The sequence below is a fragment of the Spirosoma arboris genome, assembly GCF_009754945.1.
Taxonomy (GTDB): Bacteria; Bacteroidota; Bacteroidia; order Cytophagales; family Spirosomataceae; genus Spirosoma; species Spirosoma arboris.
Map to the genome: position 1 here is coordinate 32,402 of NZ_WPIN01000012.1, position 18,595 is coordinate 50,996.

The following is an 18,595-nucleotide window of genomic DNA, read 5'->3' on the forward strand; positions in this document are numbered from 1 at the left end:
CAAACTAAGCCAGCAACCTTAACCCCACCTCACCATCCAATGCCTAGATTAAACTTCCTGTTTTGGAATCTTCAAAAAAAAGACCTGACAACTCAACTGGTCAATATTTGCAGAAGCAGGGAAGTTGATGTACTAGTTCTGGCAGAAAATGTTATTAATGAGGCATCTCTATTACTTGCATTGAATGTAGCTGGAGCTGACTATTATCCCAATAACCCTGTTTCTCAATGCAAAAAAGTTACAATAATTACAAAATTTCATTTTGATTTTATCTCGCCAGTTTTTGACAGTAATAGAATTACTATTCGGCGAGTCAGCTTACCACTTTGGGAGGATTTTTTATTAGTGGGAGTTCATCTAATCGACAAAGGGAGCCATTCTGACGATAGTCAGAGTGACGAAGCAACCAACATTGTTAATGAAATAAATAAGGCCGAGATTGATAATAATATTATTAGCAGCCTCGTCGTAGGCGATTTTAACATGAATCCATTTGAGTCAGGTATGATTAAAGCTCCGGGTTTTCATGCAACGATGAGTAGTGCAGTAGCCAATGCATTGACAAGGGTAGTACAGGAGCGAACATACAAATTCTTTTACAATCCAATGTGGAGCTTGTATGGCGATTTACACAAAGAAATTGCAGGTAGCTACTATTATAGAAGTGCCCAGCATGTCAACTATGACTGGAATCTCTTTGATCAAGTATTAATTCGACCTAGCTTACTTAATCACTTCGTCAAAAGAAGCTTGGAGATCGTAATAACTGATGGTATTAGTTCGCTTTTAGATGTACATGGTAGACCGAACAAAACTACCTATTCCGATCATTTACCGATTTTTTTCTCTTTAAATAACTAAACAATGGAAAGTCAAAATCTTTGGCCTGAATTTGAATTTATTCCGGCAAGGCAGCCAAAAACAATTTTGAGAGAGCAAGCTAATTTTCTAATTCAAAAAACTAAAAATATATTATCAGCTGATATAGAGTCCTCTCAAAGCCGGGATTTAATTTATCACAGATTTATAATATATGCTCCTGCTTTGAATAACTATCGTTATGAACTGCTTGTAGTTAGGCACACCATAATTACATATCCTTTAGATGTATTTTTCGAAGGAGAAGCATTTTCGACTGCAAATGATGAAGGTGAACTTTTGAATGCCTTAAGTAATATTTTTAATCATCCATCAACAAAAAAAGTCTTGGATTCTCTCTTATCGCAAAGTATAGCAGAATAACCAGTTTTATTTATAAGCAATCTTCTTTCCACATCACAATGAAACAGCTCCTCACCCTCCTACTCTTTGCCTCCTCCCTCTCCTGCTTCGCGCAACTTGACACAATCTACACCAGCACCGAAAAAATCGCGTGTACAATCAAGGAGGTAACGCCTGACGCGATTCAATTCACTTACCCAGGCGAAGCTCTATCAAATTCAATCTATAAAAACACAGTTAATAAAATTGTATTTCGCTCTGGGCGAACTCAATTATTCTCCGAATCAACTTCATTAAATAAAATTAACCACCGCAGACGATTTTTAACTATTAACCAAACTCAATGAAACAACTCTTTACTTTTCTTTTAGTAGCCATACCGATTTGCCTGCATGGTCAGGATAACTTAGTTATTACTTCGCCTAATACCTCCATCCCTGGTGCTTATAATACAGTGATTGGTATAAATGCTGGAAATATTGGCATCACAGGCCAAAACAACGTGGCCACTGGCTACTATGCCGGCAATGGATTGACATCAGGCAGTGATAATACCTTTTTGGGTAATTCAGCGGGAATCCGAACGACAGTTGGTAAAGACAATACGTATTTAGGGTCTGGCGCTGGCTATATTAACACCAGTGGAAGCCGAAATCTGTTTGGGGGTGCTTATGCCGGATTTAATTCAACGACAGGAAACGAGAATACATTTTTAGGCAGTGCTTCCGGTACTAATAACAAGACTGGTAGTCGGAATACGTTTGTTGGCATGAATTCAGGCTATGCTACGATGTCGGGGGTTCAAAATGTTAGTTTGGGCTTTCAGTCTAGTTATAATAATATAAACGGGAATGGCAATACGCACATTGGCACCCTTGCTGGGGGATATAATCAATCAGGTTCTTTCAATGTAATGGTTGGCGATTCAGCTGGTCTCAATAATACGCAGTCAGGGAATGTATTTGTTGGCTCAAAGTCAGGGTATACGAATACATCTGGCGCTAATAATGTGTTTGTTGGTCTACTTGCTGGTAATGCAAATACAATTGCATTCGGTAACACTTTTGTAGGTGCTTATGCTGGACGAGCAAACGCAATAGGTAATAGCAATAGCTTTTTTGGGGCAAGTGCGGGCGAACAAAACACAGGTGGCGGTAATTCTTTTTTCGGTAATCACGCTGGTTCTAGTAATACTACTGGCAATCAAAATACATTTATTGGAGCTTCGTCAGGATTTCTTAACAATGAAGGGAAAGCTAATATATTCATTGGCTCCAGTGCAGGATTTTACAACACAACCGGCTCGAACAACATCATCATAGGTCCCAACGCTGGTAACACCATCACCGATGGAACCGACAACGTTCTAATCGGCTACAATTCTCAGGCAGAAGACGGTCTCCACAATGCCACGGCCATCGGATCCGGCTCCCATGTGGCCATCAGCAACGCCCTGATCCTGGGCAATCAGGCCAACGTGGGGATTGGCACCTCCGCGCCCACCACAAGCCTCCATGTCAAAAGTTCCCAGGCTAATGAGTCTGGTGTTCGCCTGGAGCAATTAACGACCTCCTCGCCTACGTCCCGCTCGACGGATCAATTCCTGACCGTCGATGAGAATGGCAATGTGGTCAAAGCCCGGTACCAGCTACGTATTAATAATCCTTCTGAATGGAGCGATAAGGTGTTTACACCGGGCTATCAGCTTCGAACACTTACCGATGTGTCATCTTACATTGCTCAGCATGGCCATTTGCCGGGTGTGCCCTCGGCTCAGCAGGTGACTAAAGAGGGCATTGACCTGATCAAGATGAATGCGACACTTCTTGAGAAAGTGGAGGAGTTGACGCTGTATTTACTTGAGCAACAGAAGGTAAATAAGGAGATGAAAGCCCAGATTGAAGAGTTGAAGCGGTTGATGAAAAGATGATTTTTAATTAAATGAAAGCATTCTCTTATCCACAATAAATTTTTTCATAAATGAACGATAGCGGCTTACTAAAAGAACTACTTGATAGCTACAATAAACAAGCGAGTCTTCTCTGGACAGTCGGAGCCTTTGTTATTGTGAATATTATAGTCGGCATAATTAATTTAATAGCTCAATATAATATTAAAAAGCTTGACATTACAGTCCATAAAACAAATCTTCAGGAGACAAAAAGACTTGATTTAATGAATGACTTATACAAAAGAATGGATTCACTAAGAAATATATTTAATGATAACCCAACATTACAAGCCGAACTACAATCAACATTTCAATTCTTAAGCGAAAATGGGTTTTATCTTAAAAATGGAGAAATGAAGGTTGCCAGAGAGTGTTGTGATTATTTTTCTACTCTTTTAATTAGTCAGGCTAACAAAGATATAGCTAAAGAAAAACTATTTCTAGAAAATTTCAAAAAGGAATTCATTAAATGATAATAAAATTTCCTAAAAATTTTTATAATCAAAGTGCAGTGCTAAGTGTACTGGAACAAACAAAATTTCTTTTTGGAAACGAATGGAAGTTTAAGCCTGGAATGAGATTTGATTGTAGAGAGGTGCATAAAATATCAATATACGGCGTATTGATTTTATATAAAATAATTGATTATGGATATAGAAATCAATGTTTTTTTAAAGCCAGCTTTTTAGGTAATATGCGTTTTTTCGAAAGTGTGTGGAAACTATATGGGTTCTCTCAGTTAATGAGTTCTTATTTTGAAGATAATCACACTGATCGTTCATATAGTTTTATGGAGTTTAAAACTGAACATAACATTATTATTGCACCTCAGCCTTTATTAAGAATGGAACATGAGCATGTTAATAATATATTGCAGAGAGTTTTTGCTCCAAAACTAAATGCTTTCTATAATGATAATCCAAAAGGAGTTGATATGGCCTTTGGGTGTATAAGTGAGATTATTGGAAACTTTTGGGAGCACTCTAATGATCAAAGTTCTATGTTGGTCGCAGAAGGATTAAAAGACCAAATTGAGATTTCATGCGTTGATAATGGCTTTGGCATTATTTCAACAATGAGAAAATCTAATCAATTTAAAGCAAGTGTTACTGATGAGGCTATTCTACTTAAAGCTCTAAATAAGGGAATCACCTCAAAACCAAAAAGTAACCATATGGGATATGGGTTATGGATAATTGACGAAATTGTGACACGAGTTGGTGGAAAATTCTTCATTTTTACTGAAGGAGTATATTATAGTAATGAATACAAGAAAAAATCGGTAAAAAAATGTGGATTTTGGCGGGGAACAATATTATACCTACTTTTACCCATGGTTAATCCAATTACACCATCTCAAATCATTGAAAAAGAACTTGTTACTGACAATAGTACGCTACCAATAAATTTCGTTTAGCATGAAAACAATTTATTTAAAACACTATGGCTTCGTTATTAGTGATAGCGAACTTGGGCAGAAAATATTTGATGATATTATAAGTGCTTTAGATGAATTTAATTTTCTAACCATTGATTTCGATGAAATCATTTCTATGGCTACTTTTTGTTCAAAACAAATTTTCGGAAAATTATATTTAAAATTAAGCTCAAAGGTTTTTTTTGAAAGAGTAAGAATTGCAAACGCTACCAATGAAATGAGAATTGTTGTCCGTCTTGGAATAGAAAAAGCTCTGGAAGATCAGTAAATAATAAGAGTGAAATTTTTCTACTATAGGTTACCCGCCAAACAACCTAATCGTCCCCTAGTAACGTTTTCCTCATCATCGCCTGCTCATGTCAAGAACGCCAACGCTATCAGTTTAAGGCAGCTTATTCGTTGGATTGAGTACCCAACCACTTGACCATTTCCTCACCATCGGAAGAGGAATGCCCCTTTTGCTGGTTATACTCCCTAATAACTAAATACACGGGTTTCGGTCAGGTCATGCCTACTGGGTGTGACCTGACTTTGTTTGAGCCGTTGCCTCACTCGTAAAAGGCATTGTGCTGATTAGGCGTTAATCCTAATTCATATTACATAGAATGGATTTAATTCATGCCGCTTCGGATTTGGAGCGGTTTTGATTTTATACCCCTTCGGCTTCCGGGTTGCCAATGGTTCACTGACCAAAAACCGCATCCACCGCCGAATCCAAACTCCCATCTTCCAATTCCCCCCGGTAAATTTCGCTCGTCTTGACACTGGAATGGCCAAACAACGCCTGAAAGTCAAAGATCGTCACCCCCTTCCCGGCTTTCATGGCCCGAACCGCTGCATCGCCCACGCTATGGCGCGCGGAGTGGTTCGACAGCTTGCCGCCAATCACTTCCACCCCCCGCTCCACCACCACTTCCCGAATGGCCCGGTTTAGCTGACCCGTTCTGGCCGCAATGCGCTTTTGCAACGCAATGGCGAAGGCCCTGGGCATCGCCCTGACCTGGTCATAGGTTCGGTACCGGGCGTAGTCGGCGGCTTGGTCCAAAAATGGCAAGAGATAGGTGCCGCCTGACAGGCCCAGTTTCCAGACTAGTTTCAGATGCGCGATGGCATCCGGCGATAGCTTCAGACTAATCTTGCGGCCATTCTTCTGCATCTGGTAGCGAAGCCGGATCGGGTAACCGGCATCGTCTAATTCATACCATTCGTACCGTGAACGGAGTAAGTCTCCCACCCGCATGCCCGCCTGGAAGTAGCTGGCCAACCAGCACCAGCGGGCCCAATCTTCCCAGACGAACATCAGCTTGCCATTGCCCACCGAAGGCCTATAAAACGTATAACGACCTTCTTTCAGGGCGTCGAGACCTTTTTCGCGGAGCCTGCCTTTATTGGCACTCTTGGCGTTTAGCTTCTCGATTTCCAGAAAAGGCGACGTGGTCAGCATCTCCCGTTTACTAACCCCTCTGGCTTGCTGTACCTCCTCGTAAATGACCCGGAGCGAGGAAATGTATTGATTGATAGTCGAGTTCTTAAGACCCTTCTCCAGAAGTTTTTGACGGTAGGTTTGTAGCAGTACCGGCGTGATCTGCTCAATGGTTACCGATTCGCCCACGATGGAAAGAAATCCCGACAATACGTGGGTCGTGTCCGATACAGTAACCTGCGAAATGTCATGCCGTTGCACAGCTTTGGTGGCAAGCTCTTTATAAGTGGTGGAGGATCCTGAGGCTTCGTACCGTAGCTTGCAGTCTTTGGGACTCAGGTAGGGCTCTTTTTCCAGATACCCCTCGACTGTTTCCCGAATCTTGTCCAGTGCTTTTTTAATTGTACTATTCTCCGTTTTGGCCGTTAGGTGCGTGGAGCGAATCCACTGCAAATCCTTCTTTTCGGGGTTCCAGTATTTTTTGTAAATCTCGGTCGATAACTGAATCCGGGCAGGCTTGTGATCCTTTCTGTGGAGACGGATCATGATGTGGTACAGGCCCGATTTGCCGGGCTTGTCAGCGAGTTCAACATTATAGGTCATGGGCGGCTGGAAATTTCAGTAAAGATAACACTACTGTAATATTACTGAAACGTTTTTGAGATAGGCTTACTTTTTGGGGTAATTGCCCTAACTCCAAGAATGGGCTAAAATGACCTGTATGACCCTATCAGGCGGGAAAGTGGAGGGTTGGCGTAGGTTTGTTGCAGTTATGAAGAAAAAATGACAAAATAGTTTACGGTTTATAGTTTACGGTCTACAGTTAGTCGATCCATAACGAACCGTAAACTGAAACCCAAACCTGTTCAACTTAACTTGCGGTCTTTCCAAACATATCCTTTTCCCTGGGCAGCCAGCCCGAAAAAAAGAACGTACAAAGGATAAATCAATTGCGTCAGTGGAATGATCCATACCGACGATTTTTTTTGTAAAAAAACAAGAATCTGTCGTAAAAACAAAAACTCTGATACTGCTTTTAATCCTATAACTACAAGAGTCGTATTTCCGTTTAAAAATCCCATCAACCAACCCAGAATAGCTACTATCGGGGCGGCATTGCTCAGAAAAACAAAAACAGCCAGCACCGAAGGCAAATAACTCTTATAAGCCCTCCACTTACTTGCCCACCGTTTGCGCTGGTTGTAAAACGCACGCATTGATCGATGGGGTTGCGTTCGAACAATGGCGTCGGCACTTTTTAAAAACCGAATCCCATCAGGATAACGGGTCGAAATCTTGTGCATCAGAAACTCATCATCGCCCGATGCCAGATGGTCGACACCCGCAAAACCGCCCACTTCCGCAAATACTTCCTTTACGTAACAAAGGTTGGCACCGTTGCACATAGTTGGAACACCAAGTGCCATTGTGCAGGCTCCGCTCCCAATCAGGCTTGCAAATTCAACTGTTTGTAAGGAGTCAAAAATAGTTTCTTCGGTTGTAAAAGTCACTGGACCAGAAATCAGTCTGGCTCCTGTTTCTTTATAGAAAGAGGCTATTGCTCTCAACCAGTGAGGCCCAACGCGACAATCGCCATCGGTTGCGACAATCAGACTGCCCGCTGCCAGCGCAATACTTTGAGTGATTGCTCTTTTTTTGGGAGAAGCAGTTTGTTCGTTTGTTAAGGGCAGAGGGCGCAGAATAAAGGAGGCCTGTTGTTGGGCGTATTGCTGAATAATTGAGAGCGTAGTATCGGTAGATGAATCGTCGGCAACAATTACTTCGAAATGCGGGTAGGACTGTCGATTCAGGTCATTGAGCAGGTTTTCTATATGTTCTGCCTCGTTTCGAACTGGAATTACGACAGTAATAAACGGTGTATTTGCTGCATCCGTGCCGATTCCTTCAGCCTGAAACGATGGAATTCGTAGCCAGGTCAGCCAAAGCGTGAGCGTAAAGAGTGCATACAGTAGGCTAACTGCCAACAAAAAAACGGTCATTTACTTATCATTTGTGGTCATTGATAATCAGTTCTGGAATGATTATCAATGACGGCTAATCTTTAGTTTCCAGACCCAAATTAATCCAACTAATACGGGAGTCAGGACATTTGCCAACCAGAGTGTCAGGGTTGCCGTAATCAAAACGGGGGCCGGAACCCGTTCAAACGGAGCAAACACCCATAATGAAGCCGCTTCCCGCACACCCAAATCGCTTAGTAAATTGAATGCAGGGGTAATCGTTTTTACCAGAAATACCAACCCAATACCAGATGCTGAGACAGCAGGCGGCAGGAATATGCCTACTACGCGCATAGCGAAGTAAAACTGAACCGAAAACACAATATAGCGAAGAGCTGCAACGCTAAGCGCCAGACCAATTTCCAAACCTGAGTAAAGACCCGCTACGTTCCAATAGGTTGCAAATCGCGCCAGAGTCGGCCAGGTCGAAAGCCATAGAACAAGCCTGCGACGCACCATCCCAAATACGACTCCTCCCAGCGACAATACGCACAAGGCAATCAACAACACCTGTGCAGTCGATGTATTTCGCTCAGGAACAATTACCAGATACTGCGCCCAGGCTACTGTCCCGAATACCAGAGCGACGTAAAACTGCATCCCTCCTGACACTAAGGATGCTCCGATTGCTTCGGCGCGTCCTTTGCGTACTGATAATACCCGGCCAGCCGTATCGCCCAGTTGCGCAGGCAACGCAAATCCTAACGACACGCCGGTTAATACCCCCCGGTAAGCGTCCCAAAATGACGTTTTTTCGACACGCTGAAGTAGAATCTGCCATTTCAAGGCCTCAAAACCCCAGTTAACTGGGGTTAACACTACTAATCCAATGGCCCAGCGTTCGGGATGATCAACGGTGAGAAGTTGAGTTTGTACTGTTTCCCAATCGAACGGTTGCTGCCGAACTACATGGACGATATAGGCCACAAGTCCGGCAAAAACGACGATTTTAGCCCAAAAGGTGATTTTTTTATCTGGTTTCAGCGACAATACGTAGGAGAACACGTTACTTTGTATGAGAGCCTAACGCCCAATTCATGATTATCACACCTACTTCATCTACCCTCACCAAAGAGAAAATTATTCTCGGTGTCGATCCCGGAACCCAAATTGCTGGTTATGGCATCATTTCGGTGAAAGCGGGCGTCATGAGCATGATGCAATACGGCGTGGTTCAGTTGACCAAATATAGCACTTACCAACTGAAGCTTCAGAAACTCTACGAAACCATCCTCCGCCTGATTGACGAATATAACCCGGATGAGATGGCCATCGAAGATCCATTTTTCGGCAAAAACGTACAGGCTATGCTTAAGCTTGGGCGAGCGCAGGGTGTAGTTATGGCCGCTGCTTTATCCCGGAATATTCCGATTGTAGAGTATGCCCCCCGGCGTATAAAACAGTCCGTAACGGGCAACGGAAATGCGTCCAAAGATCAGGTGTCGCAGATGGTTAGCCATTTGCTGAAAGAAAATCTAGACCCTCAGTTTTTCGACGCTACCGACGCGCTGGCCATTGCCATTTGCCATCATTTTCACGAAAATGCGTTACCGGTTGCTCCGGGCAAAAAGACAAAGAAAGGTGCCTGGGGCGCATTTGTGAGCGAGAATTCAGGGCGAGTGATGTAATCCAAATCGACTTATTCACCGGCACATTCTGCCTGCCTGCCACAATTCTGCTTACCAATCAACCGATTTAGCTGATTCAGGAGTAATTTCCCTCCATGAATAATCGGCTTTCGACCATCGCGATTCACGTGCTTGGTTGCCTAACCTTTCTGGCACTGCCCTATATTTTTGCGTCGAATGGACTGGCAAAACTGGCCGAACTCCCCAACAATCCGCATGAGCAACGCAACCTGATATCGTATCTACTGACAATTGTCTTTTTCTACACGAATTACTACGTCCTGATTCCAAGGTTGTTTTTCCATAGAAAATATGTTCTCTATGCACTCGCTTCAGTAGGCTGTTTTCTACTCATTGAAAGTACGCTTGTTGCCATCAATCGGCAGGGGATTGGTTCACCAGTAAGGCGTCAGCCTCCTCCAATCGACGACCGCATGGGGCATCGACCACTACCGCCATTTCCAAACGGCCCACGTCCACCTTTCCCATCAGACCATTTTCCAGAACCAGGATCTCAACCATCAGGCTTACCGTCCGAACTTAGTCAAACGTTTTTCCTGACGCTGGTCGGATTTCTGATGGCCCTCGCTATACGCGTTAATAACCGATGGCGAGAGACTGAACAGGAAAAAATTCAGACAGAACTCTCCTATCTGAAAGCACAGATTAACCCACATTTTCTATTCAATACGCTCAACAGCATTTACTCACTGGCAATTATCGAATCGCCCCCGACAGCTGATGCCATTGTTAAACTGTCGTCATTTTTACGGTACGTTATTCAGGAATCGGAAAAAAATCTGGTTTCGTTACGGAATGAACTCGATTATGTGGGGCAGTATATTTCCCTGCAAAAGCTGCGATTGGGTGATACGGTACAGATCGATTTTTCGGTTGAAGGCAATGCCAACGGTAAACAAATTGTCCCTTTGTTGCTGATCTCCTTCATTGAAAATGCATTCAAATACGGTGTTAGTCCTGAAGAGCCGTCTGGGATTCAAATTGTCATCGCCATTAAGGATGCTGAATTGCACTGCTACGTGGCCAATAAGAAAGTACGCGTGTTCCAGCCTACAGCCGTAGCCAGTGGCATTGGACTAACCAATACAAAAGCTCGTTTGCAACTTCTGTATCCTGAGCGTCATCGACTGGTTATTAGCGACAAACCAGATAGTTTTACGGTCGACTTATCCATTACTCTGTCATGATTCGCGCTATTGCCTTAGACGACGAACCCCCTGCCCTGCGGATACTTACCCACTTCTGCCAGCAAGTGGACTTCATCGATCTGCAAAAAACGTTTACCCGCACCGATGAGGCTCTGCGTTACCTGGAGCAATTTCCTGTCGACCTTTTGTTTTTGGACATCAATATGCCGTCGATGTCGGGTATTGATTTTTATAAGGCTACGGGGTCCGAATCAGCCAATCAGTCTGTCAACCGGATGGTTATTTTCACGACAGCTTATGCCGAATATGCCGTCGAAGGCTTTACGCTCAATGCTGTCGATTACTTATTAAAGCCATTTACCTTCGAGCGTTTTTTGCAGGCGGCTAACAAAGCGACCGATTTCTACCGATGGCAGCAGCGCTCCGATAAAGCGAGCGAAGCCTATATTTACGTCCGGGCTGACTACAGCCTTCATAAGATTGCCCTGGCTGATATTTTATTCATTGAAGGGTTAGACGATTACCTCAAAATACACTTTCAGCCGACTAGTACGGGTAAAAATCGAACCGACATACCTCGACCCATCGTTGCCCGAATGACCATGAAAGCCATGATGGAACGACTCCCTAGTACGGATTTTGCGCGGGTGCATCGTTCGTATATCGTACCCTTGAATCGCATAGAAACCATTCGAAACAAGGCGATTTTATTAGATGGCCGTGAAATTCCGATCGGTGCCAGCTATGAAGCTGACTTACTGAACCGATTCGGGCAATAAACTTCCGTTTACCGACACAAACGGACTGTTTACCGCAAACCTCAGCGGTAAAGCAACATTAAATTTCCTCGCTGCGTACTGTCCTATATAAATCAACTTCCTGTTTATTACTTAGTATGGAACGCAAAGAATTTTTGAAACGAGGTTTTGGCAGTTTATTAGGTATCGCTGCCGTTGCACCGCTTGTTGGAGCATGTTCATCCTCAACGGTTGATCCTGTTTCAACTACCACTACTGGAACCAGCACATCGACGGGTTCAACCAATGGCAGTTCGTCAAGCAATTGTAGCGTCACACCCAGCGAAACCGAAGGCCCCTTTCCCACTAAAGTGCCTGCCAACTTCGTCCGAAAAGACATCACGGATGGTCGAACAGGAGTTGCGTTTACCATGAATATCACGATCAAAAATGCGAACAACAGCTGTGCCGCTTTGTCTGGTGCGTTGGTCGATGTCTGGCATTGTGATAAAGATGGGTACTATTCGGAATATGGTGGAAGCGGTATGCAAAGCGTTAATTTCACGACTGTCGATTTCTTGCGGGGTCGGCAAACGACGGATACTAATGGGCTAGTTTCGTTCACGTCTATTTTCCCCGGCTGGTATTCGGGCAGAGCGCCACACGTTCACGTGCATATTTACAATTCAGCAGGCAAATCGTTGTTGGTAACGCAGATCGCCTTCCCATACGATATCACAACCATTGTTTATACAACGGCTCAGTCTTATGGCTATACCAAAGGCGTACAGGACACAAAGAATGAATCGGACAACGTCTTTTCGGATGGCTTCACGACTGAATTAGCGACCGTTTCGGGAAGCATTTCTGCCGGGTACACACTCTCGCATACAATAGTTGTCAGCGCATAATATCTTTTAACCACAGAGAACACGGAGTTTTTACCTGCTTTTCCTCCGTATTCTCTGTGGTTAAAAACTTTAAAATATCTGATTGATTGAAGCTTATAACTAGTTATGACAAAAGGGATCATTCGCCTGAGTTATCGAAAGATCATTGACGCTACGTCTCAAAAACCGTGGGACAAATTCGTTTTTGAGGATACCTACATGGAATTTTACATGCAGGCCCAGTACTATAACCAGGCGAACAAATACAGTACGTTTCAGGAGTTGCTGGATAATGTCCCTAACGCCGATAAGCTCCATAACCTGACCAGTAGGGCTGCTATTGGCTACATCCGGCAGTTAAACAAAATCATCCCTGACATTGCAAATAGTTCAGGGAAACTGTGTCTCCCGTTTACGCAATTCAAATTTGAGATTATTCAGTCGCATGTTCAGACTAAAGATGCTCATAAAATTGCTATCTTATTTTATAGCGAACCGCTAACCTGGATCGATACGCTTATTGACCGATTACTGATTGCTTACGGCGACCAGCGAGAAGCCCTGCAAACGGGCAAAGAGATAGAGACAGACCTGATTGCCCTACAACCCTATCTTAGTATTTCGTCATTCCAGCAGGCAGATTTGCCGAATTAATCCCTATGGATAATCACACCCAGGCTCAACTGTACCTGTCCGACCAGCGGGGCTGTTCACAAATCGATTACTTCCGGAGTTTTCACGACTTCAATTTTGGCAGTTATGTATCGGAACATAGAGAGCCTTTCGGAGCCTTGAAGCTCCTGAACGACGATACACTGAAAGCTGGCTATAGCATCAGCATGCATGTGGAGGAAACTACAACGGTTATTCTACTTCCGATTGTTGGTGGACTTGAATACCAAAGCAGCGTAGGCACTGGCTTTCTGGAAGCTGGTCAGACTCAGATTCTTTCGTTATCAGCTGGTATGAGTTACCAAATCAGTAATCCATACGAAACAGAGCTGATCAATTTTATACAGATCTGGCTAACAGATCAATCGAGTGCGTTTACTCCAGCAAGCCAGCAAACAAGTTTTAATCTTACCGATAAAAATAAGCTCCTCCCTTTTTTCTCAATAAACTCGACAGCCAATACAAATCATGGCCAGAGTACTGGCTTTATTGGTACCTATGCTGGTCGTGAAGAAGACGTTTATCAGCTAAGAAAAGCGGAAAACGGGATCTTTGTATTCATACTTAGCGGTGCCTTTGAAATTCAGAACAGGCTTCTTCACGAACGGGACGGGCTAGCGTTGTCGGCGATACAACATGGAGAGGTAGACTTTGAGGCTTTATCAAACGACGCAATTCTCCTGCTCCTGGAAATTCCCCTGAACGAATCCTAAAAAACCAAGTCAATTATTTATCCTGGAAAAGCAGCTAGATGCCGATTCACTGTTGCCTTACATTCGAAAAGAGAGGTTGTATTGGATACCTCCATATGTGCGAAATATCGTCATAACACAGGTCGATGCAATCGTTACTCCATCATTGACAGCAGGCTTCCAGTTAAATTTCTCAGGCATCCACTCGGGCATATTACGCAGTATCTGCTGAACGTAGCTGCCTACAACAGGAACCTGCTGTTCTGCATATGGGGCGGTGTAAACAGATACACTAACGCGAACAACCTGACCAATCTCATTGATGGTCAACGACGCATTTATCCTCCGTACCTTCTCTCCATCCAGTACCGACGCCAGTTTTTGATTTAGATACGCTTGTAAGTCCTGGGGTCTACCCAGAAACTTAGCCGGTTGGTAAAACGGCTCACATTTTTGTTCAACTCCCTCCGGTGTATAACACTGGCTCTTGGTCAGGCGCCCATTCTTGTAAAATTCCTTCCGCTTAATGGTACCATCCTCATAAAAAGCCATAAAGGGGCCATGCAACGCATCCTCTTTATAGTCGCAGTTTATGTATATCTGCCCGGAAGGATACATGATTTTAGTAGGCCCATGATGAATTATTCGGCTGATACTGTCTAATTGAAAGCCATTGGCAAGCGTTTTGGGCAATAACGTATAGGAATCCGTACGGAATAACGCGCCATTTTTTCGGTAAATACGGACGGTAAAGTACTGATCATGCTTACCATAATAAAGAATCTCTTCATCATAGTCGGCAAACTCATGGCGAACTGTATACGTCAGCTTCGTATGAACAGAATCTGCCTGCGCATACACAGATTGACCGGGCAACCAGGGAAGCAGGAAATATAAAGCGATTATCAAATAGTTCCTGTAGAGCGTAATCCTCATTTTCCAGGTATATAAGCCTTAAGCAATGACAACTGATTAGTTACTAAGATAGTTATTCTTGCAGTATTGTGCTACTAACTATCTATTATGGTTGTCTATCAACATACCCTTCATTTACCGGCCTACTCTCGCGGTTTTCATTTGATTACCCGACTTATTGAGCGTGAATTTACTGACCTGCAACAGATTCGCACAGGATTATTGCAGGTGTTTATTCAGCACACATCGGCCAGTCTGACCATCAATGAGAATGCTGACCCAACTGTACGAGGTGATTTTGAGCGATTTTTTAATAAGACAGTGCCGGAAAACGCCCCCTATTACCAACACGATTACGAGGGTTCCGACGATATGCCCGCTCATCTGAAAGCCGCGATGCTGGGCCATTCGGTCACGATTCCTATTACGAACGGGCGATTGAATCTGGGAACGTGGCAGGGTATTTATCTTGGCGAACATCGCAATCATGGCGGCCGTCGAACGCTGATACTCACTGCCTGGGGAGAATTGATGAATGAATGATTTTACAAAATTCAGTTCATTTTTTGCCAGCTACCTTATAATGAACAATTCTCCAGACTCTCTTTGCTCAAAAAGAGAATCTGGAGAATCATTACCGTGTCTTTAGGCTACTTATCAATAATTTTCATACTCAAAATATAAGGTTTCCAGCACACTGTTACCACTCGCCGTAACGCGCTTGGTTGGCAAATTGGCCGCGTTGTAGGTATACGAATACAGCGTAACTACTCCCCCTGATATAGCAGAGGTTATATTATTTTGACTTAACGTGACCAGGCTATTAATCACACCCCCAAAATACGTGTTGTCATTTAAACTTGCACTGATTGGTATGGCAAACATACCAGGCCTAGGAATGACAAAGAGCCCATAGAACGGGTTTACGTTCGTGTCAAATGCATAGGTAATAGTTCCAGTAGTGGTGAAGGAAGTACCGCGAAAAATCGTTGATGAGACAATAGCGGTCGTTACGTTATTGCCAGTATAGGTATATGAATTGTTCCCAGTGACCGAGACACCAGGAATGCTAAAGGATATAGAACCACCTACTACCCGGTTGGCAGGATCATATTGAGGGGTCACTGACCAGCCCGGATTAGGAATTGAGTAATTAGTTGAGAGCCCAAATCCAGACACTTGGCCAGCCCCATTATAACCATATGAATAAAGTTCAACCGGGTTAGGCGAACTCCCAGATCGTCTGACAACTTCGCGCCGAGCCTGGATGAGTCGATTTTGGGCATTATATTGAAAAACCGTGTTCTCCACTGGCGTTGTACTACTATCGGGTGCCTGGTACCCAATAATCAAACTAAGACGCCCTTGCGCATCGTATTTAAACGCGCTAACCTTCGATGTACCATTCGGTCCGTCCTGGGTTATTGTTTTAACCCGCAAACGGCTAGCCCCTGGTGTAACAGCCGGAATTCGGTGATCTGCGCAGCCGACAAACCCGACAATAAGCAGCAGACAACTAATGGATTTAAGTAAATTTTTGGTCTTCATGGGATATAGTAATAAGCTATTATGTTAAAACATTCGCCTTTTCTAGCTATCAACTAAACGGCTGTTAATCAGCATTATTAATAACAGCAGCTTAGTTGATTTCTACTATGCGAATTCGCCATGAAGGTATTTTGCATTCTATTTATTTCCTAATACTTTTCCGGTTTAAACGTTGAACTGGTTACAGAATTTATAAAGCGGTCACTTTTTACAAAAAACTAATGTAGGATCTGCCAGACCTCCTGCACACTCGTGACAGGTAACTGACAAGCCCGATTATAGCATACATATATGGCCGTCTGTCCATTCACCAATCCACGCTGTTCCAATAGGGGTAATTCACTTTTGTCTGTTGTACCACTCAGAACTTTATTTGGGTAAAATTCAGCATCTAGTTCAGCTCTGAACTGATCAGCGTCGGGACCAACAATAGCGATTTCGGCAGTGGGTCGTGAACGCAGGGCAAACTGAGCCGCCCAATTGGTCAGGTAATCGGCGTTTTGCTGCACCAGCGGTTGCATTCGGCCTAGCATCTGATCGGCACGTTCAGCATAGTCAGGCCGGTCAAGCAGTAGGCTCAACAGGTATAAATTTTCAGCCATCATCGAGTTCGACGAGGGGATAACATTGTCGAACAGTTCTTTACGGCGAGCAATCAACTCTTCACCATTTTTATCGGTAAAGAAAAAGAGCGGTTCCGGGCCGGTTAGTTCATCAACCGAAGCGTCACTAAAATTGGCCAATACATACTTCGTTAGCTGATCGGCTTCGGTAAGCCAGCTTTCGGTGAAGGTAGCCTGATAGAGCGCCAGAAACCCATCGATAACTGCCGCATAGTCGTCCAGAAAACCAGCCTGCCGGGCACGACCCAGTTTATATGTATGCCATAACCGGCCCGATCTGGCGTCTCGCATTTTTTTCAACAGAAAATAAGCCAGCCGAAGAGCAAGTGTCAAAAACTCAGGCTCGCCAAAAACGCGATAGGCTGTAGCCAGCCCTTTCAACATTAGCCCATTCCACGAGCACAGAATTTTATCATCCAACCCTGGTCGGATACGTTCGTTACGCACCTGCAACAGGCGGATATGTGTAGCATCCAGCCGTACATTCAGGTCGGCCAGCGACCAGCCCATGCGTTCGGCAAACGCTTCGTCCGATTCGGTGCGGTGCAGAATATTACGTCCGTGTTCCCAGTTACCAGCATCGGTCAGGCTGTACAATTCAGCGAACCAGTCGTAATCGGCACCCAGTATTTCCCGCAACTCTGGCGTTGTAAAGGTGTAAAATTTACCCTCTACGCCTTCACTGTCGGCGTCAAGTGCAGAATAAAATCCGCCTTCGGGACTAAGTAGTTCACGCTGGGCAAAACCAATAGTCTGATAAACCACGTGTTTGTAAAGCGGACTTTTTGTCAAGCTATAGGCTTCAGCATACAGGGTTAGCAGTTGGCCATTGTCGTACAGCATCTTCTCGAAATGGGGAGCAAACCAGTCACCATCTGTCGAATAGCGGGCAAAACCACCTCCGAGCTGATCATAAATACCGCCCAACGCCATCCGGTCAAGTGTCAGTTTCACCTGATGTAGGGTACGGTCCGACGTTTCGGCATCGTTCCCGGTAGCGTCGTAATAACGCAATAAAAATCGCCAGACGCTCGGCATCGGAAACTTCGGTGCCCGACGCATGCCACCTTTTTCATCATCCGTTTTGACCGCCACTTTTCGATACAATACCTCTACCGTTTCGGGGGCAAATAATGGATCGTTTTGAGTAAGGCCATACCGCTCAGCATCTGTCAGGTTCAACTCACGCGCAAACCCCTCCGCCGACTGCACTAAGTCCTGCCGGTGTTCGTCGAAAGCCGAACGAACACTGTCCAGCAAGTTCACCCAGTTCTTTTTCGGCAGATAGGTAAGCCCGTAAAAAGGCTTGGCATCAGGCATTAAGAACACGTTGAGCGGCCAACCACCTTGCACACCCATTGCCTGCACAGCGTCCATATAAATAGAGTCGACATCCGGACGTTCTTCGCGGTCAACTTTAATGCAGACAAAATTTTCATTCATCAACCAGGCAACATCCTCTTTCTCAAAAGATTCCCGTTCCATTACGTGGCACCAATGGCAGGCCGAATACCCAATACTGACAAGAATTGGTTTGTCTTCGGCAACGGCTTTGGTCAGGGCTTCTTCGCCCCAGGGGTACCAGTCAACCGGGTTATTGGCATGTTGAAGCAGGTAGGGACTCGTTTCGTATTGGAGTTGATTTGGCATGATCAATAAGTAGTCAA

At 44.2% G+C, this 18,595-nt stretch carries 19 protein-coding genes; 13 read left to right on the plus strand and 6 right to left on the minus strand.

Going from position 1 to position 18,595, the window contains the following annotated elements; genetic code table 11:
• The first annotated feature begins 39 nt into the window (after window positions 1–39).
• The 6 genes from GO755_RS26640 (at window position 40) to GO755_RS26665 (ending at window position 4,878) form a co-directional block, all read left to right on the plus strand.
• Window positions 40–861 (plus strand): endonuclease/exonuclease/phosphatase family protein, encoded by an 822-nt coding sequence (locus tag GO755_RS26640; RefSeq protein ID WP_157588361.1) that lies wholly within the window; start codon window positions 40–42, stop codon window positions 859–861.
• A 3-nt stretch (window positions 862–864) separates the two neighbouring features.
• Complete coding sequence (locus tag GO755_RS26645) at window positions 865–1,242, plus strand: hypothetical protein (RefSeq protein ID WP_157588362.1); 378 nt, start codon at window positions 865–867, stop codon at window positions 1,240–1,242.
• A gap of 322 nt (window positions 1,243–1,564) precedes the next feature.
• Window positions 1,565–3,151: a hypothetical protein gene (locus GO755_RS26650; protein ID WP_157588363.1), complete on the plus strand. Its 1,587-nt coding sequence runs from the start codon at window positions 1,565–1,567 to the stop codon at window positions 3,149–3,151.
• A 50-nt stretch (window positions 3,152–3,201) separates the two neighbouring features.
• Window positions 3,202–3,645 (plus strand): hypothetical protein, encoded by a 444-nt coding sequence (locus GO755_RS26655; protein WP_157588364.1) that lies wholly within the window; start codon window positions 3,202–3,204, stop codon window positions 3,643–3,645.
• A complete protein-coding gene (locus GO755_RS26660; RefSeq protein WP_157588365.1) occupies window positions 3,642–4,589 on the plus strand; it encodes an ATP-binding protein in 948 nt (315 codons plus the stop codon). Before GO755_RS26655 ends, GO755_RS26660 begins: the two co-directional genes overlap by 4 nt.
• A gap of 1 nt (window position 4,590) precedes the next feature.
• Entirely contained in the window at window positions 4,591–4,878 is a 288-nt protein-coding gene (locus GO755_RS26665; RefSeq protein ID WP_157588366.1) for an STAS-like domain-containing protein, read from the plus strand.
• A 414-nt stretch (window positions 4,879–5,292) separates the two neighbouring features.
• Here GO755_RS26665 and GO755_RS26670 read toward each other — a convergent pair whose 3' ends face one another.
• From GO755_RS26670 to GO755_RS26680, 3 genes are all read right to left on the minus strand, one after another.
• Entirely contained in the window at window positions 5,293–6,636 is a 1,344-nt protein-coding gene (locus tag GO755_RS26670) for a tyrosine-type recombinase/integrase (RefSeq protein ID WP_157588367.1), read from the minus strand.
• Window positions 6,637–6,899: 263 nt separating this feature from the next.
• The gene (locus GO755_RS26675; protein WP_157588368.1) at window positions 6,900–8,033 is read right to left on the minus strand and encodes a glycosyltransferase; all 1,134 of its coding nucleotides are present in this window, start codon (window positions 8,031–8,033) and stop codon (window positions 6,900–6,902) included.
• Between the two features lie 45 nt (window positions 8,034–8,078).
• The gene (locus GO755_RS26680) at window positions 8,079–9,044 is read right to left on the minus strand and encodes a lysylphosphatidylglycerol synthase domain-containing protein (RefSeq protein WP_157588522.1); all 966 of its coding nucleotides are present in this window, start codon (window positions 9,042–9,044) and stop codon (window positions 8,079–8,081) included.
• Between the two features lie 47 nt (window positions 9,045–9,091).
• On the opposite strand from GO755_RS26680, the gene ruvC reads away from it, so the two are divergent.
• From ruvC to GO755_RS26710, 6 genes are all read left to right on the plus strand, one after another.
• Complete coding sequence (gene ruvC / locus GO755_RS26685; RefSeq protein WP_157588369.1) at window positions 9,092–9,682, plus strand: crossover junction endodeoxyribonuclease RuvC; 591 nt, start codon at window positions 9,092–9,094, stop codon at window positions 9,680–9,682.
• Between the two features lie 95 nt (window positions 9,683–9,777).
• Window positions 9,778–10,890, plus strand: coding sequence for a sensor histidine kinase (locus GO755_RS26690; RefSeq protein ID WP_157588370.1), 1,113 nt, complete (start codon window positions 9,778–9,780; stop codon window positions 10,888–10,890).
• Complete coding sequence (locus GO755_RS26695) at window positions 10,887–11,630, plus strand: LytR/AlgR family response regulator transcription factor (protein ID WP_157588371.1); 744 nt, start codon at window positions 10,887–10,889, stop codon at window positions 11,628–11,630. Before GO755_RS26690 ends, GO755_RS26695 begins: the two co-directional genes overlap by 4 nt.
• Before the next feature lie 116 nt (window positions 11,631–11,746).
• A complete protein-coding gene (locus GO755_RS26700; protein WP_157588372.1) occupies window positions 11,747–12,499 on the plus strand; it encodes a dioxygenase family protein in 753 nt (250 codons plus the stop codon).
• A 105-nt stretch (window positions 12,500–12,604) separates the two neighbouring features.
• The gene (locus GO755_RS26705; RefSeq protein ID WP_157588373.1) at window positions 12,605–13,132 is read left to right on the plus strand and encodes a hypothetical protein; all 528 of its coding nucleotides are present in this window, start codon (window positions 12,605–12,607) and stop codon (window positions 13,130–13,132) included.
• A 5-nt stretch (window positions 13,133–13,137) separates the two neighbouring features.
• Window positions 13,138–13,863 (plus strand): pirin family protein, encoded by a 726-nt coding sequence (locus tag GO755_RS26710; protein ID WP_157588374.1) that lies wholly within the window; start codon window positions 13,138–13,140, stop codon window positions 13,861–13,863.
• 57 nt (window positions 13,864–13,920) lie between these two features.
• Here the strand turns inward: GO755_RS26710 and GO755_RS26715 are convergent, their stop codons facing one another.
• Entirely contained in the window at window positions 13,921–14,751 is an 831-nt protein-coding gene (locus tag GO755_RS26715; protein ID WP_227687095.1) for a toxin-antitoxin system YwqK family antitoxin, read from the minus strand.
• Between the two features lie 114 nt (window positions 14,752–14,865).
• Here GO755_RS26715 and GO755_RS26720 point away from each other — a divergent pair, with 114 nt between their 5' ends.
• Entirely contained in the window at window positions 14,866–15,300 is a 435-nt protein-coding gene (locus tag GO755_RS26720; RefSeq protein WP_157588376.1) for a secondary thiamine-phosphate synthase enzyme YjbQ, read from the plus strand.
• A gap of 114 nt (window positions 15,301–15,414) precedes the next feature.
• Here GO755_RS26720 and GO755_RS26725 read toward each other — a convergent pair whose 3' ends face one another.
• Both GO755_RS26725 and GO755_RS26730 read right to left on the minus strand, forming a co-directional pair.
• Window positions 15,415–16,305, minus strand: a complete 891-nt coding sequence (locus tag GO755_RS26725) for a hypothetical protein (protein ID WP_157588377.1) — start codon at window positions 16,303–16,305, stop codon at window positions 15,415–15,417.
• 218 nt (window positions 16,306–16,523) lie between these two features.
• Window positions 16,524–18,578 (minus strand): thioredoxin domain-containing protein, encoded by a 2,055-nt coding sequence (locus GO755_RS26730; RefSeq protein WP_157588378.1) that lies wholly within the window; start codon window positions 18,576–18,578, stop codon window positions 16,524–16,526.
• Between the last annotated feature and the right edge of the window lie 17 nt (window positions 18,579–18,595).

Excerpts from the sequence above, each read along its gene's own strand:
- GO755_RS26640 (WP_157588361.1), top strand. The coding sequence starts at position 40 with ATGCCTAGATTAAACTTCCTGTTTTGGAATCTTCAAAAAAAAGACCTG.
- GO755_RS26645 (WP_157588362.1), top strand. The coding sequence starts at position 865 with ATGGAAAGTCAAAATCTTTGGCCTGAATTTGAATTTATTCCGGCAAGG.
- GO755_RS26650 (WP_157588363.1), top strand. The coding sequence starts at position 1,565 with ATGAAACAACTCTTTACTTTTCTTTTAGTAGCCATACCGATTTGCCTG.
- GO755_RS26655 (WP_157588364.1), top strand. The coding sequence starts at position 3,202 with ATGAACGATAGCGGCTTACTAAAAGAACTACTTGATAGCTACAATAAA.
- GO755_RS26660 (WP_157588365.1), top strand. The coding sequence starts at position 3,642 with ATGATAATAAAATTTCCTAAAAATTTTTATAATCAAAGTGCAGTGCTA.
- GO755_RS26665 (WP_157588366.1), top strand. The coding sequence starts at position 4,591 with ATGAAAACAATTTATTTAAAACACTATGGCTTCGTTATTAGTGATAGC.
- GO755_RS26670 (WP_157588367.1), bottom strand. The coding sequence starts at position 6,636 with ATGACCTATAATGTTGAACTCGCTGACAAGCCCGGCAAATCGGGCCTG.
- GO755_RS26675 (WP_157588368.1), bottom strand. The coding sequence starts at position 8,033 with ATGACCGTTTTTTTGTTGGCAGTTAGCCTACTGTATGCACTCTTTACG.
- ruvC (WP_157588369.1), top strand. The coding sequence starts at position 9,092 with ATGATTATCACACCTACTTCATCTACCCTCACCAAAGAGAAAATTATT.
- GO755_RS26690 (WP_157588370.1), top strand. The coding sequence starts at position 9,778 with ATGAATAATCGGCTTTCGACCATCGCGATTCACGTGCTTGGTTGCCTA.
- GO755_RS26695 (WP_157588371.1), top strand. The coding sequence starts at position 10,887 with ATGATTCGCGCTATTGCCTTAGACGACGAACCCCCTGCCCTGCGGATA.
- GO755_RS26700 (WP_157588372.1), top strand. The coding sequence starts at position 11,747 with ATGGAACGCAAAGAATTTTTGAAACGAGGTTTTGGCAGTTTATTAGGT.
- GO755_RS26705 (WP_157588373.1), top strand. The coding sequence starts at position 12,605 with ATGACAAAAGGGATCATTCGCCTGAGTTATCGAAAGATCATTGACGCT.
- GO755_RS26710 (WP_157588374.1), top strand. The coding sequence starts at position 13,138 with ATGGATAATCACACCCAGGCTCAACTGTACCTGTCCGACCAGCGGGGC.
- GO755_RS26720 (WP_157588376.1), top strand. The coding sequence starts at position 14,866 with ATGGTTGTCTATCAACATACCCTTCATTTACCGGCCTACTCTCGCGGT.
- GO755_RS26725 (WP_157588377.1), bottom strand. The coding sequence starts at position 16,305 with ATGAAGACCAAAAATTTACTTAAATCCATTAGTTGTCTGCTGCTTATT.
- GO755_RS26730 (WP_157588378.1), bottom strand. The coding sequence starts at position 18,578 with ATGCCAAATCAACTCCAATACGAAACGAGTCCCTACCTGCTTCAACAT.